Raw genomic sequence first — 20,988 nt, 5'->3', positions numbered from 1 at the left:
CATTGGATGTTTCGTTCATGTCAGTCTCGACCATTTTGGTGTTCCGCTCGGCGATCGTCCCGGTCCTGCTGCTGGGCCTTGTCGCGGGTTGCGATAAGCAAGTCTCGAGCAACCGGCAAGCCGAGGCGACTCCGGTCGCATCCGCGCCCGCCCCGGCAAAGGCCGAGAAGATCGACCGCACCCACAAGGGCGACCCCGCGCCGTCGGTGAGCTTCGAGGGGCCGGACGGCAAGCCGATGACGCTCGCGCGGTTCAAGGGCAAGCCGGTGCTCGTCAACCTGTGGGCGACGTGGTGCGGCCCGTGCGTCAAGGAAATGCCGACGCTGGATGCGGCGGCGGAGACCATCACCGTCGCGGCGATCAGCCAGGACAAGGACCGTCCGACGATCGAGGCCTATTTCGCCAAGAACGGCTTCAAGCGACTGAAGCCGTATCTCGACAAGAACGTCGCGCTCAGCGTCACCTATGAGGCGAGCCTGCCGATGAGCATCCTGTTCGATTCGACCGGCCACGAAGTGTGGCGCTCGACCGGCGGGATGGACTGGACGAGTGCCGAAGCGAAAGCGCTGCTGGCGGAGGCGAAGTAACGGCGCTCCGCCCCCTCCTGAAAGTAAGAGCGCGCTCCGCCCCCCCCCCGTTCGCCCTGAGCGAAGTCGAAGGGGCTTGCGCTACGCATGGGGCTTCGACTTCGCTCAGCCCGAACGGGAGGAGTTGATCATCCGGGTTACAAACAGCGCGAGTCCCGCTCCGGAGCCCCCGCCCCACGCGTCATCCACGCGCCGCCCGGCGCGCGATACTTGTCGCCCGGCGACGTCTTCGCGATCAGGTTGCACCCCGAGGTGAACGCGAAATCCTCGACTGTCGCGTTGCTCGCCGCCGCTTCGCGCGTGTAGACCGCCTTGCGCTGGATGTTGACGTGCGCGACCAGCGCCGACAGCGCGGGCGTCGACGCCCCCACCACGCCGAGATAGCCGTCGGGCTGCTCGCCGATCTGCCCGGCGGCGCGCGCCGCCTTCCAGTCGTCCTGCGCCAGCGCGACGCCCGCGGTCCCGAGCAACACTGCCGCGGCGAGCATCGCCGCCATTTTCCACGTACGCATTCAGAAGATTCCCGGGTTGGACTGGATCACCGTCTTGGCCTGATTGTCGAGCCGGTAGACGACTTCCTGCTTCACATTGATGTTGAGATTGATCTCGATCGGCTTGTCGGGCGCATTGATGCTGACGCAGCCCGCCAGCGCCATCGCGGCACCCAAACTCGCGGTCGATACGATATGTTTCATGCGTGCCGTGCTCGGTATTCCCATGGCCGTCGTCAATCCTGTTTCGCTCATGGCACGATTCTGCTTTCCGGGGGCTGAATAACGGGGGGTTTCGACTGCTTGTCCTGCTCCTGCAGCAGGCTCGGCAGATTGCGTTCGATCAACCGCTTGGGGTCGTAGAAGCTCTGCGCCGAATCGATCAGCTGGCGGAACGGCGCGCGCACGCGGATATTGAACGCCAGCGGCAGCTTCTGGAGGCGGTCGAACAGGAAGTTGCGCTTGGCCCCCGCCCCCTGGCTGATCCCGGCGAACTTGACCTCGGTGATCATCTCGCCCGCGAGCGGCCCGTTCATCACCAGCGACAGGTTGCGGTAGCGCAGCGATTTCAGCGCCTGGAACGCGTAATTGCCCCAGAAACCGACATCCTTCTGCGTGATCTCGCCGACATAGGCGATCGTCCCGCCGCCCGGCCGCACGACCAGCGTGCCGTCGGTGATCCGCCCCCCGGTCGAATCGAACACCATCGGCAACACGCCGTCGAACACCCCGGTCGCATCGAGGTTCTTGAAATCGAACTGCTGGAGGAATTGCGCCGCCTCCATGCCGGTGACGCGGAACGTCATCCGCCGTTCCTGCGGCGATCCGAAGTCGAGCAGCGTCGGCTCGAGCCGCAGCGTGCCCCCCGCGAACGGCCAGCGCCCCTCCTCGACCGCGATTCGCGTGCCCGGCAGCAATTGATACCGGATCGTCCCGTCGGTCACCGCGATCCCCGGGTTGATGCTCTTGACCGTCGCCACCTGCCCCCGCGCGGTGGCAAGCCCGAGCAGGTCGGTAAAGCGGATCTCGCCCGCGATTCCCGTCACCGGGCCGAACGCGGCGGCGAGATCGGTGTTGGCGGTGCGGAAAACGCCGTCGCTCGTCAGCCCTTGCGGGGTCCAGCGGATATGCCCCGCGCCCGAGACCGTGCCGACGACATCGGCGACCACGCCGAGCGTCAGCGGGGTCAGCAGCTCGGGCTGGACCTTCGGCCCGAAGACGATCCCCGGTACGCTCAGATCGGCATGGCCCGTTCCGGCGGCAAGATCATGGACGATCGTGACGTCCGCCACCCGGACGGTCCTGCTGGGTTCGACCAGCGTGCCCGCCGCCGTGATCCGCCCCGCCTGCAACGCCAGCGTCACGCCCTGCGCGGCAAGCGGCCGGAAGCGCGCGACCGCCGCCGCATCCGCGACCGTCATCGTCCCGTCGAGCCCCAGCACCCCTTGCGCGAACCGCCACCCGCCAGTCGCGCCCGACAACACCAGCGGCACCGCGCCGATCTGCCCGCCTGCGCCGGCAAAGCGCCCCGCCGCGCCGCCGCCCGCCAGCGCGCCGCCTAGATCGGCGATGTCGAGCCGGGTCACCCGATCCGGCGCGCCAAGTCGCAGCGCGACTCCTCCCGCGGCAAAGTGCCCGTCCGCCAGCGTCCAGGCGGCGCGCTGCAATGCCAGCGTCAGCGGCGACGACCCGAGCGCCCCCGCCAGCCGCGCGCCACCGATCCGCCCGCCGCCGCCGAACTTGCCGTTGACCAGCCGCAGCATCGCGCCATCCTGCGGACACACCGTCACCGCCGAGCGCGGCAGGTCGACGCCGTTGGTCAGCAACCGCGCGAACCCCACCGCCGAACACATCGGATTGACCACCAGCCCGCCACGCCCCCAGGTCGCGTCCAGCGGCACCGCGAGATCATCGACTCGCCCGTCGCCAAGCGGTCCGCTGAGCGTGACCCGCGTCGTGATCCGGCTGGCACCGCCGCCGCCCGCGCTGAACCGGACCGGTGCAAGCGCCAGCCGCGCGCCCGACGCGTCATACGGTGCGATCACCGCGGTCCCGACGATCGCCGCGCCGGGTGCCGCCTGCGCGAGCTTCGCGCGGATCGCAGGGAGCCCCCCGCCGCGCACCTCGGCATCGCCTTCGATCCGCAGCCCGCCGGGCCAGCGCCAGACGATCCCGCTCCCGCCCGAAACGCTCGCGCGCGCGCCCGACGCGCTGGCGAGATCGAGCCGCGACACCACGACCTGCCCGCGCGCGCCATCGACGATCGCCGACACCGCCGCCCCGCCCACGATCGACCGCGCGGCGGCCTGCAAAGCGGTCGAAAGCCGCGCGGCAAGCGGGGCGATCGGCGTCCCCGCGCCCGCCGTCCGCAACGGCGCCAGTCGCGCGAGCAGCGCGGGCGGGACGACACCGCGTTCCGCGCGCACCTGCCCGTCGAACGCGAAACCGTCATCGGCATAGCGGTAGCGCCCCGAAACCCCGGTGCCACCCGCCGCCGCGCGCTGGCCCGATGCGGCATTGGTCATCGTGGCATTGGTCATCGTCATCGGGCCCGAATTGAGTTCGAGCGTCCCCGAAACGTCGCTCGCCGATCCGACGAACGTCACCGGCCCCGCGACCTGCCGCGCCACCACGCCAGCGCCCGCGACCTCCCCGACCGCCAGCAACGCCTTGCCCTTGAAGTGATCGAGCGTCAGCCCGAGCGCGACCGACAGGTCGGCGCGCGCGCGCGTGACCGAAGTTCCGCCGCACGCGCCGCGATCGATCGCGACCGGCCCTGCGAGACTCGGGCGCGCGGCATCGATCCGCACCGCAACGTCGGCGTCCAGCGAAGCGATGCGGCACGCGCCGATCTGCAGCAGCGCGGATTTTGCCGCCAGCGTTCCGCGGAACCCGTCGTCGAGCCGCCCCTTCCCCGCCACCACGAGCGCGACCGGCCCATAAGGCGTGCCGAGCGCAATTCTCGCGTCGCCGATCTCGGCGCGGATCGCGGGCAGCGCGAACGGCTTGCCCGACGGTGCCGGCAGCAACCGGTCGATCGCGCCGAACGACACCGTGCCCTTCGCCAGCGTCGCACGAATCGCGACGTGTCCCGCGCGGATCGCGGTCACGCCGACGCCGGAGAACCACAGGCTGGTATCGACCTCGACCCAGTCCGCCACCAGATCGGGCCGCGCCGGATCGCCGATCCGCACGTTGGTCAGCCGCTGCGTACGCAGCCCGATCCGCGAGATTTCGTACCGCGCGGGCACGTGCGCGGCGCGGAGCGCGTCATCGATGAAATGCTCCGCCACCGGTTTGCGCGCGAGCCACACCGCAGCGAGTACGACGATGACGGCCAGTATGACGCCGGGCACGATCCATCGCCACAGCGCGCGACCCCGCTCGGTTGCCACGGGCGAAACCGATTCCTCGGAAATATCGTCCGTCACGCCGTCTTCGTCACCCGCATTGCCTTGCGCTACGACCTTAGACGGACAAACGCCCCCCCGTCACCCCGGCGAAGGCCAGACCTCAGCGAAACCTCCATTCAGCGTCACCCTGAACGCGTTTCAGGGTCCACCGCGCCACAATGGCTGACTGTCCGGGCGGAGGGCTGGATGCTGAAACACGTTCAGCATGACGACGGTTGGGGGCGGCGCGGACGAGCATCACCGCAACAGAGCCTTCCGCGGAGGTCTCGCCTTCGTCCGAAAACACGAAGCGTGACCTCCATCGACAACGTCCGCAGACGGCGCGCCGCCGCGGTGACGACGCCAATCCCGTCCCCGCTACTTCGACCAGCGCACGAAGATCGCGGTCGGCAACAGCAACCCGCGCGCTTCCTCGCGCACCGCCATCTCGCCGACCTCGACCGTCCCGCCCAGATCGCCGAGCGCCTGCCGCACCAGCTCGCCGATCGCGAGCGCCGACATCCGCACGGCATAGACCGTCAGCACCAGGAACTTGCTCTCCGCATCGAGCAGCGCGCGGCAATCCGCGATCAGCGCCGGCAAATTCTCCTCCAGCCGCCACACCTCGCCCTCCGGCCCGCGCCCGAACTTGGGCGGATCGAGGAAGATCCCGTCGTAGCGCCGCCCGCGCCGCACCTCGCGCGCGGCGAACTTGGCGGCATCGTCGACCATCCAGCGGATCGGCCGATCCGCCATGTCGGACAGGAACGCGTTGGACTTGCCCGCCTCGACCGACTTCTTCGAGGCATCGACATGCGTCATCCGCGCGCCCTTCGCGGCGAGCGCGAGCGTGCCGACCCCGGTATAGCCGAACAGGTTGAGCACCTCGTCGCCCTCGGCCACGCGCCCGCGCATCCACGCCCATTGCGCGGCCATGTCGGGGAAGAAGGCGAGGTGCCGGAACGGCGTGTTCTGCGCGAGGAACAGCAGTTCCTCCCAGCGCACGTGCCAGCCACCGCGCGGCACGTCCTTCGACAAATGCCACTTGCCACCGCCATCCTCGTCGGACGCGCCGATGAAGTCGCCGTCCGCTTCCCAACGGTCGGACGCGGGGGCCCACATCGCCTGCGGTTCGGGCCGGATGAAGCGGAAGCGGCCATAGCGCTCGAGCTTGCGGCCATGGCCGGAGTCGACCAGCCCGTAATCGGCCCAGGGTTCGGTGATCAGAGTCGTCAGGGTCATCGTTCAGGCCTTCGCCACCGCCCGCTCGGAGATATACGCTGTCACCGCCGCGAACGTGCCTGGCAAACTATCATAGCGTTCCTCGCGGTCGAACAGGTCACCGATCCGCGCGGGCAGGCTCGGACGCTTGCCGGTCGCGCGCTCGACCGCATCGCGGAACTTGGCGGCATGCGCGGTCGCGAGCGTTACCACCGGCACGTCCGCGGGGAGCCCGGCGCGATGCGCTGCCGCCAGCCCGATCGCGGTATGCGGGTCGATCACCTGCCCGCTGCGCTCGCTCGTCCGCCGCATCGCGAGTGCCATGTCGTCGAGATCGACGCTGTCGCTCGCGAACAGCGCGGACGCGCCGTCGCGCTGCGTATTGGTCAGCTGCATCGCGCGCGTCGCCTCGAACCCCTGCATCTGCGCCGCCAGCGCATGGCCATCGCGCCCGCCGAGATCGAACAGCAGCCGCTCGAAATTGCTCGACACCTGGATGTCCATCGACGGGCTTGGCGTCGGGATCACGCTCCGGCTCGAATAATCCCCGGTCGAGAGCGCGCGGGCGAGGATGTCGTTGACGTTGGTCGCCACGATCAGCTTGGCGACCGGCAACCCCATCTTGGCGGCGACATAGCCCGCGAACACGTCGCCGAAATTGCCCGTCGGGACCGAAAAGGCGACCGGCCGCTCGGGCGCTCCCAGCCGGACCGCGGCGTAGAAATAATAGACCACCTGCGCCATCAGCCGCGCCCAGTTGATCGAATTGACCGCCGACAGCGCGAACTTCCCCGAGAAGGCGCCGTCGTTGAACATCGCCTTCACCAGCGCCTGCGCATCGTCGAAGCTCGAATCCTCGAGCGCGATGTTGTGGATGTTGGGCGCGATCACCGTCGTCATCTGCCGCCGCTGGACGTCCGACACGCGCCCCTTGGGGTGGAGCATGAACACGTCGACCCCGGCGCGCCCAGCAAGCGCATCGATTGCCGCCGACCCGGTATCGCCCGAGGTCGCGCCGATCACGGTCAGTTGCTGGCTGGTGCCCGTGAGGAAGCGTTCGAACAGCAGCCCGAGCAGTTGCAGCGCGACGTCCTTGAACGCGAGCGTCGGCCCGTGGAACAGTTCGAGCAACCAGTGCTGCGCATCGAGCTGCACCAGCGGGACGACCGCGGCATGCGCGAACCGGCCATAGGCCTCGGTGCACAACCCGCGCAGATCTTCCTCGCTCAGCGCATCGCCGACGAACGGCAGCATCACCTGCACCGCGGTCTCGACATAGGAGAGGCCGCGCATCCCGGTGATCTGCTCCGGCGTGAACTGCGGCCAGCTTTCGGGGAGGTACAATCCGCCGTCGCTCGCCAGCCCGGCGAGGGTCACGTCACGGAAATCGAGGGTCGGCGCGGAGCCGCGCGTGCTGATATAGCGCATGGAGACTTCGGTTAGCGGGCCGCGGGCGACTCGGCAACCGCGCGCCGCCTGAGCGCAAGCGCATAGATTATTGCGGCGATCGCGGCGAAGATGAACCATTGTACCGCATACGCGAGGTGGTTGTTGGGCACCGCCGACAGATCGGGCTGCGGATTCGGGTCGAGGCCAGCCAGCGGCGGGTCGGCCACCAGCATCAACGTCTTGGGCGCGGCGCTGCCGAACAGGCCAGCGATCAGCGGCTGATGGTCGGGCGCGTGGCTGATATAGCCGCGGACCGGCCCGCCTTTCCACGATGGCTTGGCGTGCGGATCCTTGCCGAATCCGAGCTGCACCGTGAAGCCGGGGCCCTCTGCCCCGGTGCGGCACTGCGCGATCTGGCGCCAGCCCGTACCGCCGCGCGCATTGCGCCCGCCCTCGATCGCAAAGCTCACGGGCTCAAGGCATAAGGCACTGGAACGACGGAACAAAAGCCCGTCATCGATGGGGATCGCCGGGAAGGCGACCGGCGGCAAAGTGACGTTCCGCGCGTAATGCGCGAGCAGCGCGGCCTTGTCCGCCCGCCGCCCGAGCTGCCACACGCCAAGTGCAACCATCGCCACGATTGCCAGCGCGACTAGGATCGTCGCGAAGACCGGAACGCGCTTCATGGCGGGGTGATTCGTCCCTCATGCGCGGCATTGCGATACTCCGCGCCAAGCAACGCCGCCTTGGCGACGCGGAGCGCCCCGACCACACTGAACACCGTGATCGGCAACCAGATGATCAGTTGAAGCCAGATCGGCGGCCCCCACGCGAGCTGGATCGTGATCGCCAGCCCGACGACCAGCGCGCCCAGCACCAGCGTCAGGATCGCGGCCGGCCCTCGCCGACGTTGAACGCGCTATAATCCAGCTTGCAGCGCGGGCATTTGGCAGCGAAGTCGAGCCACCCGCGGAACAGCCCCGGCGCGCCGCAGCGCGGGCAAAGCCCCTTCACCGCGGCGGCGACCGGGTCCGGCGCGACGAAGGTCTCGGCCCGCTCGGGCGGCATCACCCGCTATGGACCGGCGCGCCCCAGCCGCCCCAGACATAGACGGTGACGAACAGGAACAGCCAGACCACGTCGACAAAGTGCCAGTACCACGCCGCCGCCTCGAACCCGAAATGCTGCTTGGGGGTGAAGTCGCCGCGATAGGTGCGGATCAGGCAGACGATCAGGAAGACCGTCCCGATCATCACGTGGAAGCCGTGGAACCCGGTCGACATGAAGAACGCCGCGCCATAGTTGAGCCCCTTGAACGGGAACGGCGCTTCCGAATATTCGAACGCCTGGATCGAGCTGAAGATCAGCCCAAGGATGATCGTCGCCCACAGCCCCTTCTTGAGCCCGTCGCGATCGCCATGGATCAGCGCGTGGTGCGCCCAGGTGACGGTGGTGCCGCTGGTGAGCAGGATCAGCGTGTTGAGCAGCGGGAACTTGAACGCGTCGATCACCTCGAGTCCCTTGGGCGGCCACTGCCCCGCGCCGCGCGCGACGTCGGCGATCAGGCTGACCTTGCCGTCGAGCACCTGGATCCCCGCCGGAAACAGCGAGAAATCAAAGAACGCCCAGAACCATCCGACGAAGAACATCACTTCCGACGCGATGAACAGGATCATTCCGTAGCGCAGGTGCAACTGCACGACCGGGGTATGATCCCCCGCATTCGCCTCAAGGATGATCTGCCGCCACCAGCCGTACATCACCGCTAGCACGCCCGCGAGCCCGGCATAGAAGATCAACCCGCCGCCAACGGCGGAGTGCATCCACATGATCCCGCCAGACGCCATCGCCAGCGCCGCCATCGATCCGGCCAGCGGCCAGATGCTCGGCGGCAGGATATGGTAATCGTGGTTCTTGGCACCGGCCATGTTGCATCCCCGTCGTATGATCGTTGGATCGATCGGTTTTTCGTACCCTAGCTTTTGGCTTTCGCCGAATCCACCGGGTAAAACGTGTAGCTTAGCGTAATCGTCTCGACGTCGTTCGCGTCCGGATCTGCGAGGATCTTGGGGTCGACGAAGAAGATGACCGGCATCCGTGCGGTCTCGCCCGGTTGCAGCGTCTGCTGGGTGAAGCAGAAACACTGGATCTTGGTGAAATATTTGCCCGCCTGTGCGGGCGTCACGTTGAACGTCGCGGTGCCGGTGATCGGCTTGTTCGACGTGTTGGTCGCGGTGAAGAACGCCATGTCGCGCGCGCCGACGTCGACCGTGTCGTACGGGTTCTCCGGCATGAACTTCCACGGCATGTGCGGTGCGACGTTGGTGTCGAAATCGATCCGGATCTGGTGGTTCTTGACCGCTCCCGGCGCGACCGTCCCGCGTTGCGTCGTGCCGTTGAGGCCGGTCGCCTGGCAGAACATCCGGTACAGCGGGATGCTCGCCCAGCCGAGGCCGGACATGAAGCAGATCCCCAGTACCGCGAGCAACGCGGTGCGCAGCTTGCGATCCATCCGGGCGATCCGGCCGATCATTGGTGCGGCATCCCCGCCTTGATCTTGGCGATGCTGATCGCGAACACGAGGATCACGAACGCGAACAGGATGATCGCGAGCGCCGTCGCGCGCGCGCGTTGCCGCTTGCGGACCAGCGCCGCCTGGATGGTCGGGTCTGGAAGCTCGTTCATGCGAGGCACCGATCGGTCGCAAGGGTCGCGAAGATCGCGAGGATATAGCCGATCGAATAGACGAACAGCCAGCGTTCGGCCTTCATCGTCGCGGGCGTCTCCGCGCGCTGGATGACGACCCAGACGGTCAGCCCGAGGAAGACCGCCGACAGCACCGAGGCGACGATGCGTAGAGCGACCCCGCTAGCCCAAGCGGCCACGGGGAGATTGCCGCCGCGGTCATCAGCACCGCGTAGAACAGCATCTGTGCGCGCGTCGTCTTCGCGCTCGCGACGACGGGAAGCATCGGGACGCCGCCCTTGGCGTAATCGTCGCGGATCAGCAGCGCGAGCGCCCAGCTGTGCGGCGGGGTCCACAAGAAGATGATCGCGAACATCAGCAGCGGCAGCGCGGAGACCGACCCCGTCGCCGCGACCCAGCCGATCAGCGGCGGAAATGCGCCCGCCGCGCCGCCGATCACGATGTTCTGCGGGGTCAGTCGCTTGAGGCCCACGGTATAGACGAGCACGTAGAACAGGATCGATACGGCCAACAGCGCGGCGGCCGGGATGTTGATCGCCAGCCCCATCAGCAGAACCGAGAACACCCCGAGCGCGACGCCGAACTGGAGCGCAGTCTCGCGCTCCATCTTGCCGGCCGGGAGCGGGCGCTTGGCGGTGCGCTTCATCAGCGCGTCGATGTCCGATTCATACCATTGGTTCAGCGCACCCGCCGCGCCCGCCGCAAGCGCGATCGCGAGGATCGCGGTGAAAGCGAGGACTGGGGGCAGCGATACCGGCGCGGCGAGCATGCCGCACAGCGCGGTGAAAACGACCGAGCGCATCACGCGGGGCTTGGTCAGCGCAAAGAAATCGCGCCAGTCGGCGGGAAGGCTCGGATTGGAAACGGTCACAACGGTCATTTACAAAATCCTCCCCTCCCGCTCGCGGGAGGGGCTGGGGGTGGGCTCGCGCTATCCCCTCGCGGAATCGGTCGGAGCGGAGCGCAGGGCCACCCCTACCCCTCCCGCACGCGGGAGCGGAGTTAAAACGTCAGTCGATCCGGGGGAGCGTCTCGAACTGGTGATAGGGCGGCGGGCTCGACAGCGTCCATTCCAGCGTGGTCGCGCCTTCGCCCCACGGGCTGTCGCCGGCCTTCTTGCCGGACATCAGCGAGATGATGACGTTGACGAAGAACACCACCATCGAGGCGGCCATGATCATGTAGCCAATGCTGGCGACCCAGTTCCACTGCGCAAGCGCGTCAGCATAGTCGGGCACGCGGCGCTGCATGTTCTGGAGGCCGAGGAAATGCATCGGGAAGAACATCACGTTCACGCCCAGAAAGAACACCCAATAATGCACCTGGCCGAGGAACTCGTTGTACATCTTCCCCGACATCTTCGGGAACCAGTAATAGAAGCCGCAGAACAGCGAGAACACCGCCCCCAGCGACAGCACGTAGTGGAAATGCGCCACCACATAATAGCTGTCCTGCATGTAATCGTCGATGCCGCCGTTGGCGAGCACGACGCCGGTAACGCCACCGACGGTGAACATGAAGATGAACCCGATCGCCCACAGCATCGGCGTCTTGAAGCTGAGCGAGCCACCCCACATCGTCGCGATCCACGAGAAGATCTTGATGCCGGTCGGCACCGCGATCACCATCGTCGCCGCGGTGAAGTACATCTTGGTGTTCACCGAAAGACCGGTCGTGAACATGTGGTGCGCCCACACGACGAAGCCGACCACGCCGATCGCAACCATGGCGTAGGCCATGCCGAGATAGCCGAAGACGGGCTTCTTCGAGAAGGTCGAGATCACCTGGCTGACGATGCCGAAGCCCGGCAGGATCATGATGTAGACCTCGGGGTGGCCGAAGAACCAGAACAGATGCTGGTACAGCACCGGATCACCGCCGCCGGCCGGATCGAAGAAGGTCGTGCCGAAGTTGCGATCGGTCAGCAGCATCGTGATTGCCGCGGCGAGCACCGGAAGCGCCAGCAGCAGCAGGAAGGCGGTGACCAGCACCGACCACACGAACAGCGGCATCTTGTGCAGCGTCATGCCCGGCGCGCGCATGTTGAAGATCGTCGTGATGAAGTTGATCGCCCCGAGGATCGACGACGCACCCGCAAGGTGGAGCGCGAGGATCGCCATGTCGGTCGACGGCCCCGGCTCGCCATAGGTCGAGAGCGGCGCATACAACGTCCAGCCATTGCCCGCACCGCCGAAGAACGGCGACGCCAGCAGCAGCGTGAAGGCGGGGATGAGCAGCCAGAACGACACGTTGTTCATCCGCGGGAACGCCATGTCGGGCGCACCGATCATGATGGGCACGAACCAGTTGCCGAACCCGCCGATCATTGCGGGCATCACCATGAAGAACACCATGATCAGCCCGTGCGCGGTGATCAGCACGTTCCACAGATGGAGCGAATGATCGAGCCCCTGCTCGCCACCGGGCAGGAAGCTTGCCCAATAACCGAGATACTGGATCCCGGGATGGGCCAGCTCTGCGCGCATCAGGCCCGAGATACCGCCACCGATGATCCCCGCGACGATCGCGAAGATCAGGTACAGCGTCCCGATGTCCTTGTGGTTGGTCGACATGAACCAGCGCGCGAAGAATGACATCTGGTGCGTGTCATGCGCATGGGCATCGTCATGATGCGCCTCGAAGGCGCTCGGGGTCAAAGCGGTGTCGGTCATGACTCAGTTCCCTGCGGAAGCGTTGGCAGCGACGGGGCTGGCACCGGGGACGGGGGCCTCTGCCGGCAGCGCCGCGGCGGCGGCATTGCCGATCGCGGTCGGCTCGCCGGTGGCGACGGCGGCGGGCGTCGCGGCGACCGGTGCGGCGGCTGCGCCGTTGCCCGGCATCGTGCCACCCTTCGCCTTGACCCAGGCAGCGAACACCGCCGGCTTCACCGCCTGTACCGTGATCGGCATATAGCCATGCCGCGCCCCGCACAGTTCGGAACAGACGCCGAAATAGACGCCCTCCTTTTCGATCGTGAAGCTGGTCTCGTTAAGGCGACCCGGGATCGCATCGAGCTTAATCCAGAACGCCGGGATTTCCCAACTGTGGATCACGTCGTTCGAGGTGGTTATCAGGCGGACCGGCACGCCGACCGGGAGCACGACGCGATTGTCGGTCGCAAGCAGGCGCGGTCCGTCGATCGCGGTGCGGGCGCGCTCGCCCTTGCCGACTTCACTGGCTTCTTTCAGCATGTTCGACGTGATCGAAAAACCGCCGTTGCCGGGATATTCGTAAGACCAATACCATTGGTTGCCGATTGCTTTCAGCACGACCGCATTCTTGGGCGCAGGCTTGTACTGTGCCTGGAGCAGCCCGATCGACGGCAGCGCGAGCCCCAGCAGGATCAGCACCGGGATGCCGGTCCACGCGACTTCGAGGATGGTGTTGTGCGAGGTCTTGGACGCGACCGGGTTGGCGGCACGACGAAACTTCACGATCACGAGGCCGAGCAAAGCGAGCACGAACAGCGAGATGACGGTGATGACGGGCATCAGCAACGCATTGTGGAACCACGCCGCCTGACGGCCGGTCTTGGTCACCTGCGGCTGAAGCGTAATGCGGCCCGGAACGGGCTGGCCGATCGCCGGGTCGATCGCCATCGCGGGCGCGCCGTCGACCGCGAGCATCGGGTCGGTCGGTTGTGCGGCGGCGGGCGCGGCGGCGGGGGTCGCGGCAGGCGCAGCGTTCTCGGGTCTGGTGACAGTCACGACCGGAGCAGCTTGCGGCGCGGCCTGGAGAGCGCCCGTACCGATCATCGCGAGGCCCGCTGCCATCACGATCGATTTCATGCCGATCATACGCATCCTCTGCATCTACCCTTTGCGACTCTGCCGGCTTTTTGGACGACGACCAGGCGGGGATACGCCCTTTTCTTTTAGGGCTATAAGCGGAAGGGACGGATGCCTCAACCCGCGCCAGTCCTTTTTCTAGCACGATCGTTGCGTCGCTGCGCCCTCGCCCGTAATCAGGCCCCGAAATCCCGGGCGCAATCACTGGACGCAAGCAATGACCGAAGACGACGTTCTCGCCGAATTCCGCGCTGCCGAGGCATTGCTCGAAGGGCATTTCATCCTGTCGTCGGGCCTTCGATCGTCGCGCTATCTGCAGTGCGCGCGCGTCCTGATGGACCCGGCGCGCGGCGCGCGGCTGGCGGAGGCGCTGGTCGCGCGGCTCCCGGCGGACGTTCGCGCCGGCATCGCCGCGGTCGTATCGCCCGCGATGGGCGGGGTGATCGCGGGGCATGAGATGGGCCGCGCGCTCGGCGTGCCCGCGATGTTCCTCGAACGGCCCGACGGCACGTTCGAGCTGCGCCGCGGTTTCCGGCTGGAACCTGGCACCCGGGTGTTCATGATGGAGGACGTCGTCACCACCGGCCTGTCGTCGCGCGAGGCGATCGCCGCGATTGCGCGGGCGGGCGGCGAAACGGTCGCGGCAGGCGCGCTGGTCGACCGGTCGAACGGCACCGCCGATCTCGGCGTGCCCTTCTACCCGCTGATCCGGCTCGACGTGCCGACCTACAACGCCGATGCGCTTCCCCCCGAACTCGCGGCGATCCCCGCGATCAAGCCCGGCAGCCGCGCGGCATGACCGACACGCTCCGCCTCGCCGATGAGAGTCTGCTCCGCCTCGGGGTCAACATCGATCATGTCGCCACCGTCCGCAACGCCCGTGGCTCCGGCTATCCCGATCCGGTCCGCGCGGCGTTGCTCGCCGCCGAATCGGGTGCGGACGGCATTACCGCGCATCTGCGCGAAGACCGCCGGCACATCACCGACGACGATATCGCGCGCCTCTCCTCCGAATTGACGATCCCGCTCAATTTCGAAATGGCCGCGACCGCAGAGATGCTCGCGATTGCGTTGCGGCATCGCCCGCACGCGGCGTGCATCGTCCCCGAGAAGCGAGAGGAACGCACTACCGAGGGCGGGCTCGACGCGGCGGGGCAGTTCGCGATGCTGCAGCCGCTGGTCGCGCAACTGGGCGCTGCCGGAATCCGCGTCTCGCTGTTCGTCGAACCAAGCGCAGCGCAGATCGACGCCGCGCTCCGGCTCGGCGCGCCGGTCGTGGAACTCCACACCGGCCGCTATTGCGATCTCGAGGGCGAGGCGCAGGCCGTCGAACTGCGTCGCATCGCGGATGCCGCGGCGCTCGCGGTCAAGAACGGGATCGAAGTCCACGCCGGCCACGGCCTGACCCTCGCCAACGTCGCGCCGATCGCCGCGATCCCGCAGATCCGTGAACTCAACATCGGACACAGCCTGATCGCCGACGCGATCTTCGTCGGGCTTGGCGACGCAGTCCGCGCGATGCGGGACGCGATGGACTCGGCGCGATGAAGCGCGCCACATTCTCCCTCTCCCCCCGGGGAGAGGCAGTAAGATGATCATCGGTCTAGGCTCGGACCTGTGCAACATCGAGCGGATCCAGGCGTCGCTCGATCGCTTCGGCGAGCGCTTCGAACAGCGCGTCTTCACCCCGGTCGAGCGTGCCAAGGGCGATCGCCGACCGTTCACCAAGGCGGGCACGCTCGCCAAGCGCTTCGCGGCGAAGGAAGCCTTTTCCAAGGCGGTCGGAACCGGCTTCAAGCGCGGGGTGTTCATGAAGGATATCGGCGTCGTCAACGCTCCCTCCGGCGCGCCGACCTTGCACTTGCAGGGCGGAGCGCAGGCGAGGCTTGACGCGCTGACGCCCGACGGCCACGTCGCGCGCTTACATTTGACGATGACCGACGATCATCCCTGGGCGCAGGCGTTCGTGATTATCGAAGCGGTGCCAAGGGACGAAACATGAGCGAGGAACTGGCCCTGAGCGCCGACGAAACCAAGCCGCGCGCAGGCGCCGAGGATCTCCGCGCCACTCCCGGCGGCAAGCAGACCAAGAAGCCCGGCACCGACTGGGCATCGGAAATTCGCGGCATCTTCTGGCTGATCCTCGCGGTGCTGGGCTTCCACAGCTTCATCGCCAAGCCGTTCTACATTCCGTCCGAATCGATGCTCCCCGGGTTGCTCGTCGGCGATCAGCTTGTCGTCAGCAAGTTTCCCTACGGCTGGTCGTTCGTCTCGCCGACGTTCCACCTGTTGCCGTTCATTCCCGGTCGTCTGCTCGGTCAACTGCCCGAGCGCGGCGACGTCGTCATCGTCACGCCGCCGGGGACCAAGACCGATTACATAAAGCGACTGATCGGGCTCCCAGGCGACCGGCTCGAGGTGCGGGACGGCACCGTCATCCTCAACGGCGTGCCGGTGAAGCGCGGCCCGCTGCATTATGTCGATATCCCCAATTACGGCAATGCGCCGCTTCCCTCCCCCGAAGCGGGCGTGACGTGCGACCCGAGCCAGTATGACAACGCGCTTCACACTGCCGCAAACGGCAAGAGCGTCTGCCGCCTGCCGCTGGTGACCGAGACACTTCCGAACGGAAGGCATTACGACACGGTCGACCTCGGCAGCTATCCGGGTGACAATTATCCTGCGGTCACGATCCCCGCGAACCACGTGTTCCTGATGGGCGACAATCGCGATCGCAGTGCCGACAGCCGTTTCCCGCTTTCCGAACAGGGCCTTGGTGGCCCCGTGCCGTGGGAATATCTCGGCGGGCGCGCGGAGTTCATCACTTTCTCGAAGACCGGGCTTGGTTCCTGGAATCCCCTGACCTGGGGTCAGTCGTTCCGTGGTGGACGCGCTGGCACCTCCTTGCATGCGAGCCGTAGTAAATGAGTGAGTCCAAAAGCGCCGAACTGGTCCGCGAACCCGCCCCCAACGAGCTCCGCGACCCGTTCGTCCGCAAGGAACTGACTCGCGCGACGGTGTGGCTCGGGCTGGCCAGCGCGATCGCGCTGTTGGTGTTGCTGATCCATCCGCTGCTGATCATCTTCGGTGGGCTGGTGTTCGCCTCGATGCTCGACGGTGGCGTCCGGCTGCTCGGCCGCGTGCTGCCGATCGGACGATCGTGGCGGCTGGTGATCGTAGTTTTGCTGACCGTGCTGTTCCTCGTCGGTCTGGTGTGGTTGACCGGCGTTCAGGTCACCGCGCAGTTCGCGCAGCTGCAGCAGACGCTGATCAGCCAGGCGTCGCGCCTTGCGGCCTGGGCCACGAACAAGGGAATCATGCCGCAACAGCCCGACATCAACGGCATGTTGCAGCAGGCCCTCGGGTCGTTCGGCAAGCTGACGGGGTATGTCGGAATCGCGTTCAGCGCGTTCGCCAGCCTCGTCATGGTGCTGGTCATCGGCCTGTTCGTCGCGATGGAGCCGCGCCTTTACGGCCGCGGCCTCGAGTGGATGATCCCGCGCGAGGCGCGTCCGCGGTTTGCCGGGACGATCGACGAGATGGCAAAGACGATGCGCCGCCTGCTCGCCGGTCGTCTGTTCGGTATGGCGCTGGAAGGCGCGATGACCGGCGTTGCGCTGGCGTTCGCCGGCGTGCCAATGGCGCTGGTGCTGGGCATCATCACCGGCCTGCTCGCGTTCATCCCCAACATCGGCGCGATCACCAGCGGCGTCCTGATGGTCGCAGTCGGGTTCAGCGCCGGGACGCAGACCGGCTTCTGGGCGATCGGCATCTATATCTTCATCCAGGCGGTCGACGGTTATGTCGTGATCCCGATGGTTGCCAAGAAGACGGTCGACTTGCCACCCGCACTGACCTTGTCGTCGCAGATCCTCGCGGGCACGCTGTTCGGGCTGCTCGGGCTGACCCTCGCCGATCCGCTCACCGCGATGATCAAGGTCGCGCTCGAGCGCAGCTCGGAGGCCGAAGAGCAAGCGGACGCGGCATGACGCCGGTCCTGTACGATTACTGGCGCTCGTCGGCAGCGTATCGCGTCAGGATCGTGCTGAATCTCAAGCGGATCGCCTATCACAGCGTCGCGATCGACCTGACCAGCGGCGCGCAAAGGTCCGCCGAGCATCTTGCCCGCAATCCGCAGGGGCTCGTTCCCGCGCTCGATATCGGCTTGGTCGTGCTGACGCAAAGCCTCGCCATCATCGACTATCTCGACGCCGCCCATCCGACACCCGCGATGCTGCCCGCCGATCCGCTGCCCCGTGCGCAAATATTGGCGGCGGCGCTGTCGGTCGTCGCGGACCTTCACCCGATCACCAATCTGCGGGTCCTCAACCGGCTGACCGACCAGTTCGGTGCCGATCCCGCCGCGCGAGAAGCATGGTATCGTCATTGGGTCCAAACGGGTCTCACCGCGCTCGAGGCAATGAGCGCTACGGCCGCGGGACCGTTCCTGGGCGGCGAGTCGCCTAATCTGGCCGACGTCTGCCTCGTTCCGCAACTCTACAACGCGCGCCGCTTCTCGGTTCCGCTGGATCGCTTTCCCCGGCTGGTGGCGGCGGATGCGGCAGCGGCAGCGCTTCCGGCCTTCGCGGACGCGCACCCCGACCGGGTCAGGCCGTCGGCCTGAACCCGCGCTTGAAGCGGTGTTCCAGCACCGTTTCGTCGAACAGATCAAGATAGGCGGTCGCGGCATCCTCCCCCGGTTGCGGGATCGGGTTCGGGCGGGAACGTCCCGGTGCAAGCCAATGCTCGAGGGCTGCGACCAGTCCGGCCGCATCTCCCGGAGCGACCACGCTGCCGACCGCCGCGCTCGTTACGATCTCGCGCACCGCGACGCTGGAGTCGGTCGCAACCACCGGCGTCCCGACCGCGAGCGACTCGCGCAGCACGCCGGGAACGCCCTCGAAATCGGACACGAGCGCGAGCGCAGTCGCCCGCGCGATCGTCGGAGTCGGGTCATCGACATGCCCGGGCAACCGCACCCGGTCTCCCAGACCATAAGCCGCGACTTGCGATTCGATCGTCGCGCGTTCGGCCCCCTCGCCCAGGATCATCAGCGATACGTCGCGGGCGTCGATGTCCGCAAAGGCGTCGATCAAGCGATCCCAGCGCTTCTGCGGCGCAAGCCGCCCAACCCCGACCAGGAAACGGCCGTTGGGCACGAGCGGCGAAGCCGTCCCGGGGGCCGGGCGCGGCGGCGGGTTGGGAATGACGCTCACCATCGCGTGGGGCACCCCCATCATCCGGCATGCTTCCTCCGCCATCGCCGGACTCATAGCGACCAACCGGTCGACGAAACGCGGATGCCAGCGCAACCATTCCCGGTACGTCGCAGCCACCGCGGCGTTCTGGTCGCGCCGGACCAGCGCATTCGAGATCTTCGCGACAATCGGCGGGCAGCGGAACCCGAGCCGCAGCCGCGTCCAGGCGGCAAGCGCGGTGTAATGATTCCCCGGGCAGAACAGGACGTCAGGCGCAACCGCTTCGGTTTGGGCCGCGATCGCGCTCATCCCCAGCATCGTCTTGGTCCCAACCTGGCGGACCTCGACCCCGTCCGGAAGGTCCCGCGCGAGCGGCCCCGCGACATCGCCGACGATCAGCGTCACCCGCCGTCCCAATTGCGCCCAGCTTCCCGCCAGCCGCAGCAACGTCTTCTCCACGCCCCCGCCGTCCAGCGTCTGCGCATAAGCGAGGATATGGGCGGCGGGTGGACGTGGGCTGAGCATGATCGACGTGTGTAACTAAGCTATGTCGCGAATGTGTCCCAGCCGTCCCGTTCGCCACGCGATTTTACGGTCGCCGTAACATGTGACCTGCGCGACGCACGACATTTGCCGCGCCGACCGGTTCGGGGTAAGGCGCGCCATTCGATCGCCCCCGATCGGCGTATAAGCGGACACTCTCGCCACGTGAACAAACTGACGACCGGGCCGGGAATCGGGACTGCGGCGCAAGCGTCGCCCACGCCTCTCCCCGCGCCATCGCTCCCCGGACTTTCCGGCACGCAGGATCTTGCCGGTCTCGAACCGATGGCCCCGCGCCGCCGCCGTTGGCCAGCTTATCTCGGGGCCGCCGTGACCTTGCTGATGATCGGCTGGCTCGGGCTCAAGCTGCGCGCGATGGGGGTCAACACCCTCTGGTCGGCGCTGCCGACCAATCCGTTGTTCTATCTCTTCTTCGCGCTCCTCTATCTGGCACCGGTAACCGGCGACTTCATCATTTTCCGGCGGCTGTGGGGCATTCCGGCGGCGGGCTATGTCGCGCTCGCCAAGAAGCGAATCGCCAACGACATGCTCAACTATTCGGGCGAGACATATTTCTACGCATGGGCGCGGCAGCGCGCGTCAATGGTGGCGGCACCGTTCGGCGCGGTGAAGGACGTCAGCATCCTGTCCGCCGTCGCCGGGAACATGATGACGCTCGCGATGATCGCGGTGGCCATGCCGCTCGGGATCGGCCTGCTGACCCCGCGGGGGTTGCAGAACGCGATCTGGTCGGTGGTGATCGTGTTCGGCATGTCGTTGCCTTTCCTCATCTTTTCCAAGCGGGTTTTCTCGCTGCCGCGGCGTTCGCTGTGGTGGATCTTCGGCGTGCACTGCCTGCGGCTGATCGCCGGGTCGGTGTTGCTCGCGTTCGCATGGCATTATGCGTTGCCGACCGTATCGCTCGGCATGTGGCTGTTGCTCTCGGCAGCGCGGATGATCGTCGGGCGGTTGCCGCTTGTGCCGAACAAGGACCTTCTTTTCGCCACCTTCGCCACCCTATTGATCGGGCAGGACGCGCAACTGTCCGTGTTGCTCGCGATGACGGCAGCCTTGCCGTTGCTCGTCCACGTCGTGCTGGTCGCGCTGTTCGGACTGGTCGACCTGATTAGGAAAGCGTGACGATGGTGCGGAAGCTGGTGATGACGACGGTACTCGCGGGCATGATGGTCGCGGCGGGCCCGGCGTTCGCGGCACAGGCGGCGATCGGGAGCGACGCGGCCGCGTGCAGCAGCGGCGGCCCCGCGATCCGCGTCACGGTCGACGGGCTCAAGGACCGGACCGGCGAGCTCAAGCTCGAGCTGTACCCCGCCAACGAAGCGGACTTTCTCAAGGACGACCGCGACCTGATCAAGGAAGGCAAGTTCTTCCGCCGCGTCCGCCTGCCGACGCCCCCCTCGGGGCCGGTGATCCTGTGCATCCGGGTGCCGGCACCCGGCCCCTATGCGCTGTTGTTCACGCACAATCGCGACGGCCGCAACAAGTTCAACTTCTGGGCGGACGGCGCCGGCTTCCCCAGCAACACCAAACTCGGGCGTTCGCGCCCCAAGGTGTCGCAGGGACGGATCGTCGTGCCCGAGGGTGTTGTCTCGGTCGACATTCACGCCCAATATCTCCGTGGCCTGAGCGGTTTTGGTCCTATTCAAGGCGGTTGA

The 20,988-nt window shown here is 67.0% G+C and carries 23 protein-coding genes and 1 pseudogene; 9 read left to right on the top strand and 15 right to left on the bottom strand.

Annotated elements, in window-relative coordinates; all coding sequences use genetic code 11:
- Positions 1 to 17: 17 nt before the first annotated feature.
- A complete protein-coding gene (locus RI03_RS01685; protein WP_010214742.1) occupies positions 18 to 587 on the top strand; it encodes a TlpA family protein disulfide reductase in 570 nt (189 codons plus the stop codon).
- A 137-nt stretch (positions 588 to 724) separates the two neighbouring features.
- On the opposite strand, the gene RI03_RS01680 is transcribed toward RI03_RS01685, so the two are convergent.
- The 14 genes and pseudogenes from RI03_RS01680 to coxB form a co-directional block, all read right to left on the bottom strand.
- Positions 725 to 1,099, bottom strand: coding sequence for a YdbL family protein (locus tag RI03_RS01680; RefSeq protein WP_010214741.1), 375 nt, complete (start codon positions 1,097 to 1,099; stop codon positions 725 to 727).
- Positions 1,100 to 1,282, bottom strand: a complete 183-nt coding sequence (locus tag RI03_RS01675) for a YnbE family lipoprotein (protein ID WP_010214739.1) — start codon at positions 1,280 to 1,282, stop codon at positions 1,100 to 1,102.
- 47 nt (positions 1,283 to 1,329) lie between these two features.
- Positions 1,330 to 4,509 carry an intermembrane phospholipid transport protein YdbH family protein gene (locus RI03_RS01670; RefSeq protein WP_010214737.1) on the bottom strand — a complete coding sequence of 1,060 codons (3,180 nt, stop codon included), beginning with the start codon at positions 4,507 to 4,509 and terminating at the stop codon, positions 1,330 to 1,332.
- A 339-nt stretch (positions 4,510 to 4,848) separates the two neighbouring features.
- Positions 4,849 to 5,712 carry a class I SAM-dependent methyltransferase gene (locus RI03_RS01665; RefSeq protein ID WP_010161299.1) on the bottom strand — a complete coding sequence of 288 codons (864 nt, stop codon included), beginning with the start codon at positions 5,710 to 5,712 and terminating at the stop codon, positions 4,849 to 4,851.
- 3 nt (positions 5,713 to 5,715) lie between these two features.
- Positions 5,716 to 7,119 (bottom strand): threonine synthase, encoded by a 1,404-nt coding sequence (gene thrC / locus RI03_RS01660; protein WP_010214735.1) that lies wholly within the window; start codon positions 7,117 to 7,119, stop codon positions 5,716 to 5,718.
- An 11-nt stretch (positions 7,120 to 7,130) separates the two neighbouring features.
- A complete protein-coding gene (locus RI03_RS01655; RefSeq protein ID WP_010214734.1) occupies positions 7,131 to 7,766 on the bottom strand; it encodes an SURF1 family cytochrome oxidase biogenesis protein in 636 nt (211 codons plus the stop codon).
- The gene (locus tag RI03_RS25305; protein ID WP_010214732.1) at positions 7,763 to 7,957 is read right to left on the bottom strand and encodes a DUF983 domain-containing protein; all 195 of its coding nucleotides are present in this window, start codon (positions 7,955 to 7,957) and stop codon (positions 7,763 to 7,765) included. The genes RI03_RS01655 and RI03_RS25305 overlap by 4 nt, the downstream gene beginning before the upstream one ends.
- Before the next feature lie 5 nt (positions 7,958 to 7,962).
- Positions 7,963 to 8,148 (bottom strand): hypothetical protein, encoded by a 186-nt coding sequence (locus RI03_RS25300; protein ID WP_010214731.1) that lies wholly within the window; start codon positions 8,146 to 8,148, stop codon positions 7,963 to 7,965.
- The gene (locus RI03_RS01645) at positions 8,148 to 9,008 is read right to left on the bottom strand and encodes a cytochrome c oxidase subunit 3 (RefSeq protein ID WP_010214728.1); all 861 of its coding nucleotides are present in this window, start codon (positions 9,006 to 9,008) and stop codon (positions 8,148 to 8,150) included. Before RI03_RS01645 ends, RI03_RS25300 begins: the two co-directional genes overlap by 1 nt.
- Before the next feature lie 47 nt (positions 9,009 to 9,055).
- Positions 9,056 to 9,613, bottom strand: a complete 558-nt coding sequence (locus RI03_RS01640; protein ID WP_010214725.1) for a cytochrome c oxidase assembly protein — start codon at positions 9,611 to 9,613, stop codon at positions 9,056 to 9,058.
- Complete coding sequence (locus tag RI03_RS23980; RefSeq protein WP_170318328.1) at positions 9,610 to 9,765, bottom strand: hypothetical protein; 156 nt, start codon at positions 9,763 to 9,765, stop codon at positions 9,610 to 9,612. Before RI03_RS23980 ends, RI03_RS01640 begins: the two co-directional genes overlap by 4 nt.
- Positions 9,762 to 10,666 (bottom strand): annotated as a pseudogene (locus RI03_RS01635) (heme o synthase). Before RI03_RS01635 ends, RI03_RS23980 begins: the two are co-directional and overlap by 4 nt.
- A 130-nt stretch (positions 10,667 to 10,796) precedes the next feature.
- The gene (ctaD, locus tag RI03_RS01630; protein WP_010214720.1) at positions 10,797 to 12,458 is read right to left on the bottom strand and encodes a cytochrome c oxidase subunit I; all 1,662 of its coding nucleotides are present in this window, start codon (positions 12,456 to 12,458) and stop codon (positions 10,797 to 10,799) included.
- 3 nt (positions 12,459 to 12,461) lie between these two features.
- Positions 12,462 to 13,583 (bottom strand): cytochrome c oxidase subunit II, encoded by a 1,122-nt coding sequence (coxB, locus tag RI03_RS01625; RefSeq protein WP_010214717.1) that lies wholly within the window; start codon positions 13,581 to 13,583, stop codon positions 12,462 to 12,464.
- A gap of 208 nt (positions 13,584 to 13,791) precedes the next feature.
- Here coxB and pyrE point away from each other — a divergent pair, with 208 nt between their 5' ends.
- The 6 genes from pyrE to maiA are packed head-to-tail and all read left to right on the top strand — an operon-like array spanning position 13,792 to position 18,198.
- Entirely contained in the window at positions 13,792 to 14,373 is a 582-nt protein-coding gene (pyrE, locus tag RI03_RS01620; protein WP_010214716.1) for an orotate phosphoribosyltransferase, read from the top strand.
- The gene (locus RI03_RS01615; RefSeq protein WP_010214714.1) at positions 14,370 to 15,122 is read left to right on the top strand and encodes a pyridoxine 5'-phosphate synthase; all 753 of its coding nucleotides are present in this window, start codon (positions 14,370 to 14,372) and stop codon (positions 15,120 to 15,122) included. The genes pyrE and RI03_RS01615 overlap by 4 nt, the downstream gene beginning before the upstream one ends.
- A gap of 43 nt (positions 15,123 to 15,165) precedes the next feature.
- Complete coding sequence (acpS, locus tag RI03_RS01610; RefSeq protein ID WP_010214712.1) at positions 15,166 to 15,576, top strand: holo-ACP synthase; 411 nt, start codon at positions 15,166 to 15,168, stop codon at positions 15,574 to 15,576.
- On the top strand, positions 15,573 to 16,502 hold the full coding sequence (lepB, locus tag RI03_RS01605) for a signal peptidase I (RefSeq protein ID WP_010161312.1): 930 nt from the start codon (positions 15,573 to 15,575) through the stop codon (positions 16,500 to 16,502). Before acpS ends, lepB begins: the two co-directional genes overlap by 4 nt.
- Positions 16,499 to 17,563, top strand: coding sequence for an AI-2E family transporter (locus RI03_RS01600; RefSeq protein ID WP_010214710.1), 1,065 nt, complete (start codon positions 16,499 to 16,501; stop codon positions 17,561 to 17,563). The genes lepB and RI03_RS01600 overlap by 4 nt, the downstream gene beginning before the upstream one ends.
- Positions 17,560 to 18,198 (top strand): maleylacetoacetate isomerase, encoded by a 639-nt coding sequence (gene maiA / locus RI03_RS01595; RefSeq protein ID WP_010214708.1) that lies wholly within the window; start codon positions 17,560 to 17,562, stop codon positions 18,196 to 18,198. Before RI03_RS01600 ends, maiA begins: the two co-directional genes overlap by 4 nt.
- Here maiA and RI03_RS01590 read toward each other — a convergent pair.
- Positions 18,182 to 19,297 carry a glycosyltransferase gene (locus RI03_RS01590; RefSeq protein WP_010214706.1) on the bottom strand — a complete coding sequence of 372 codons (1,116 nt, stop codon included), beginning with the start codon at positions 19,295 to 19,297 and terminating at the stop codon, positions 18,182 to 18,184. The genes maiA and RI03_RS01590 overlap by 17 nt on opposite strands.
- 183 nt (positions 19,298 to 19,480) lie before the next feature.
- On the opposite strand from RI03_RS01590, the gene RI03_RS01585 reads away from it, so the two are divergent.
- Complete coding sequence (locus RI03_RS01585; protein ID WP_010161316.1) at positions 19,481 to 20,455, top strand: hypothetical protein; 975 nt, start codon at positions 19,481 to 19,483, stop codon at positions 20,453 to 20,455.
- Entirely contained in the window at positions 20,452 to 20,988 is a 537-nt protein-coding gene (locus RI03_RS01580; RefSeq protein WP_010214705.1) for a DUF2141 domain-containing protein, read from the top strand. Before RI03_RS01585 ends, RI03_RS01580 begins: the two co-directional genes overlap by 4 nt.

It is taken from the genome of Sphingomonas sp. PAMC 26621 (assembly GCF_000251145.1).
Taxonomy (GTDB): domain Bacteria; phylum Pseudomonadota; class Alphaproteobacteria; order Sphingomonadales; family Sphingomonadaceae; genus Sphingomonas.
This window is presented reverse-complemented; position numbering and strand designations above follow the sequence as displayed.

Coding starts and splice junctions, on each gene's coding strand:
- RI03_RS01685 (WP_010214742.1), top strand. CDS start 18: ATGTCAGTCTCGACCATTTTGGTGTTCCGCTCGGCGATCGTCCCGGTC.
- RI03_RS01680 (WP_010214741.1), bottom strand. CDS start 1,099: ATGCGTACGTGGAAAATGGCGGCGATGCTCGCCGCGGCAGTGTTGCTC.
- RI03_RS01675 (WP_010214739.1), bottom strand. CDS start 1,282: ATGAAACATATCGTATCGACCGCGAGTTTGGGTGCCGCGATGGCGCTG.
- RI03_RS01665 (WP_010161299.1), bottom strand. CDS start 5,712: ATGACCCTGACGACTCTGATCACCGAACCCTGGGCCGATTACGGGCTG.
- thrC (WP_010214735.1), bottom strand. CDS start 7,119: ATGCGCTATATCAGCACGCGCGGCTCCGCGCCGACCCTCGATTTCCGT.
- RI03_RS01655 (WP_010214734.1), bottom strand. CDS start 7,766: ATGAAGCGCGTTCCGGTCTTCGCGACGATCCTAGTCGCGCTGGCAATC.
- RI03_RS25300 (WP_010214731.1), bottom strand. CDS start 8,148: ATGCCGCCCGAGCGGGCCGAGACCTTCGTCGCGCCGGACCCGGTCGCC.
- RI03_RS01645 (WP_010214728.1), bottom strand. CDS start 9,008: ATGGCCGGTGCCAAGAACCACGATTACCATATCCTGCCGCCGAGCATC.
- RI03_RS01640 (WP_010214725.1), bottom strand. CDS start 9,613: ATGATCGGCCGGATCGCCCGGATGGATCGCAAGCTGCGCACCGCGTTG.
- RI03_RS23980 (WP_170318328.1), bottom strand. CDS start 9,765: ATGAACGAGCTTCCAGACCCGACCATCCAGGCGGCGCTGGTCCGCAAG.
- ctaD (WP_010214720.1), bottom strand. CDS start 12,458: ATGACCGACACCGCTTTGACCCCGAGCGCCTTCGAGGCGCATCATGAC.
- coxB (WP_010214717.1), bottom strand. CDS start 13,583: ATGATCGGCATGAAATCGATCGTGATGGCAGCGGGCCTCGCGATGATC.
- pyrE (WP_010214716.1), top strand. CDS start 13,792: ATGACCGAAGACGACGTTCTCGCCGAATTCCGCGCTGCCGAGGCATTG.
- RI03_RS01615 (WP_010214714.1), top strand. CDS start 14,370: ATGACCGACACGCTCCGCCTCGCCGATGAGAGTCTGCTCCGCCTCGGG.
- acpS (WP_010214712.1), top strand. CDS start 15,166: ATGATCATCGGTCTAGGCTCGGACCTGTGCAACATCGAGCGGATCCAG.
- lepB (WP_010161312.1), top strand. CDS start 15,573: ATGAGCGAGGAACTGGCCCTGAGCGCCGACGAAACCAAGCCGCGCGCA.
- RI03_RS01600 (WP_010214710.1), top strand. CDS start 16,499: ATGAGTGAGTCCAAAAGCGCCGAACTGGTCCGCGAACCCGCCCCCAAC.
- maiA (WP_010214708.1), top strand. CDS start 17,560: ATGACGCCGGTCCTGTACGATTACTGGCGCTCGTCGGCAGCGTATCGC.
- RI03_RS01590 (WP_010214706.1), bottom strand. CDS start 19,297: ATGCTCAGCCCACGTCCACCCGCCGCCCATATCCTCGCTTATGCGCAG.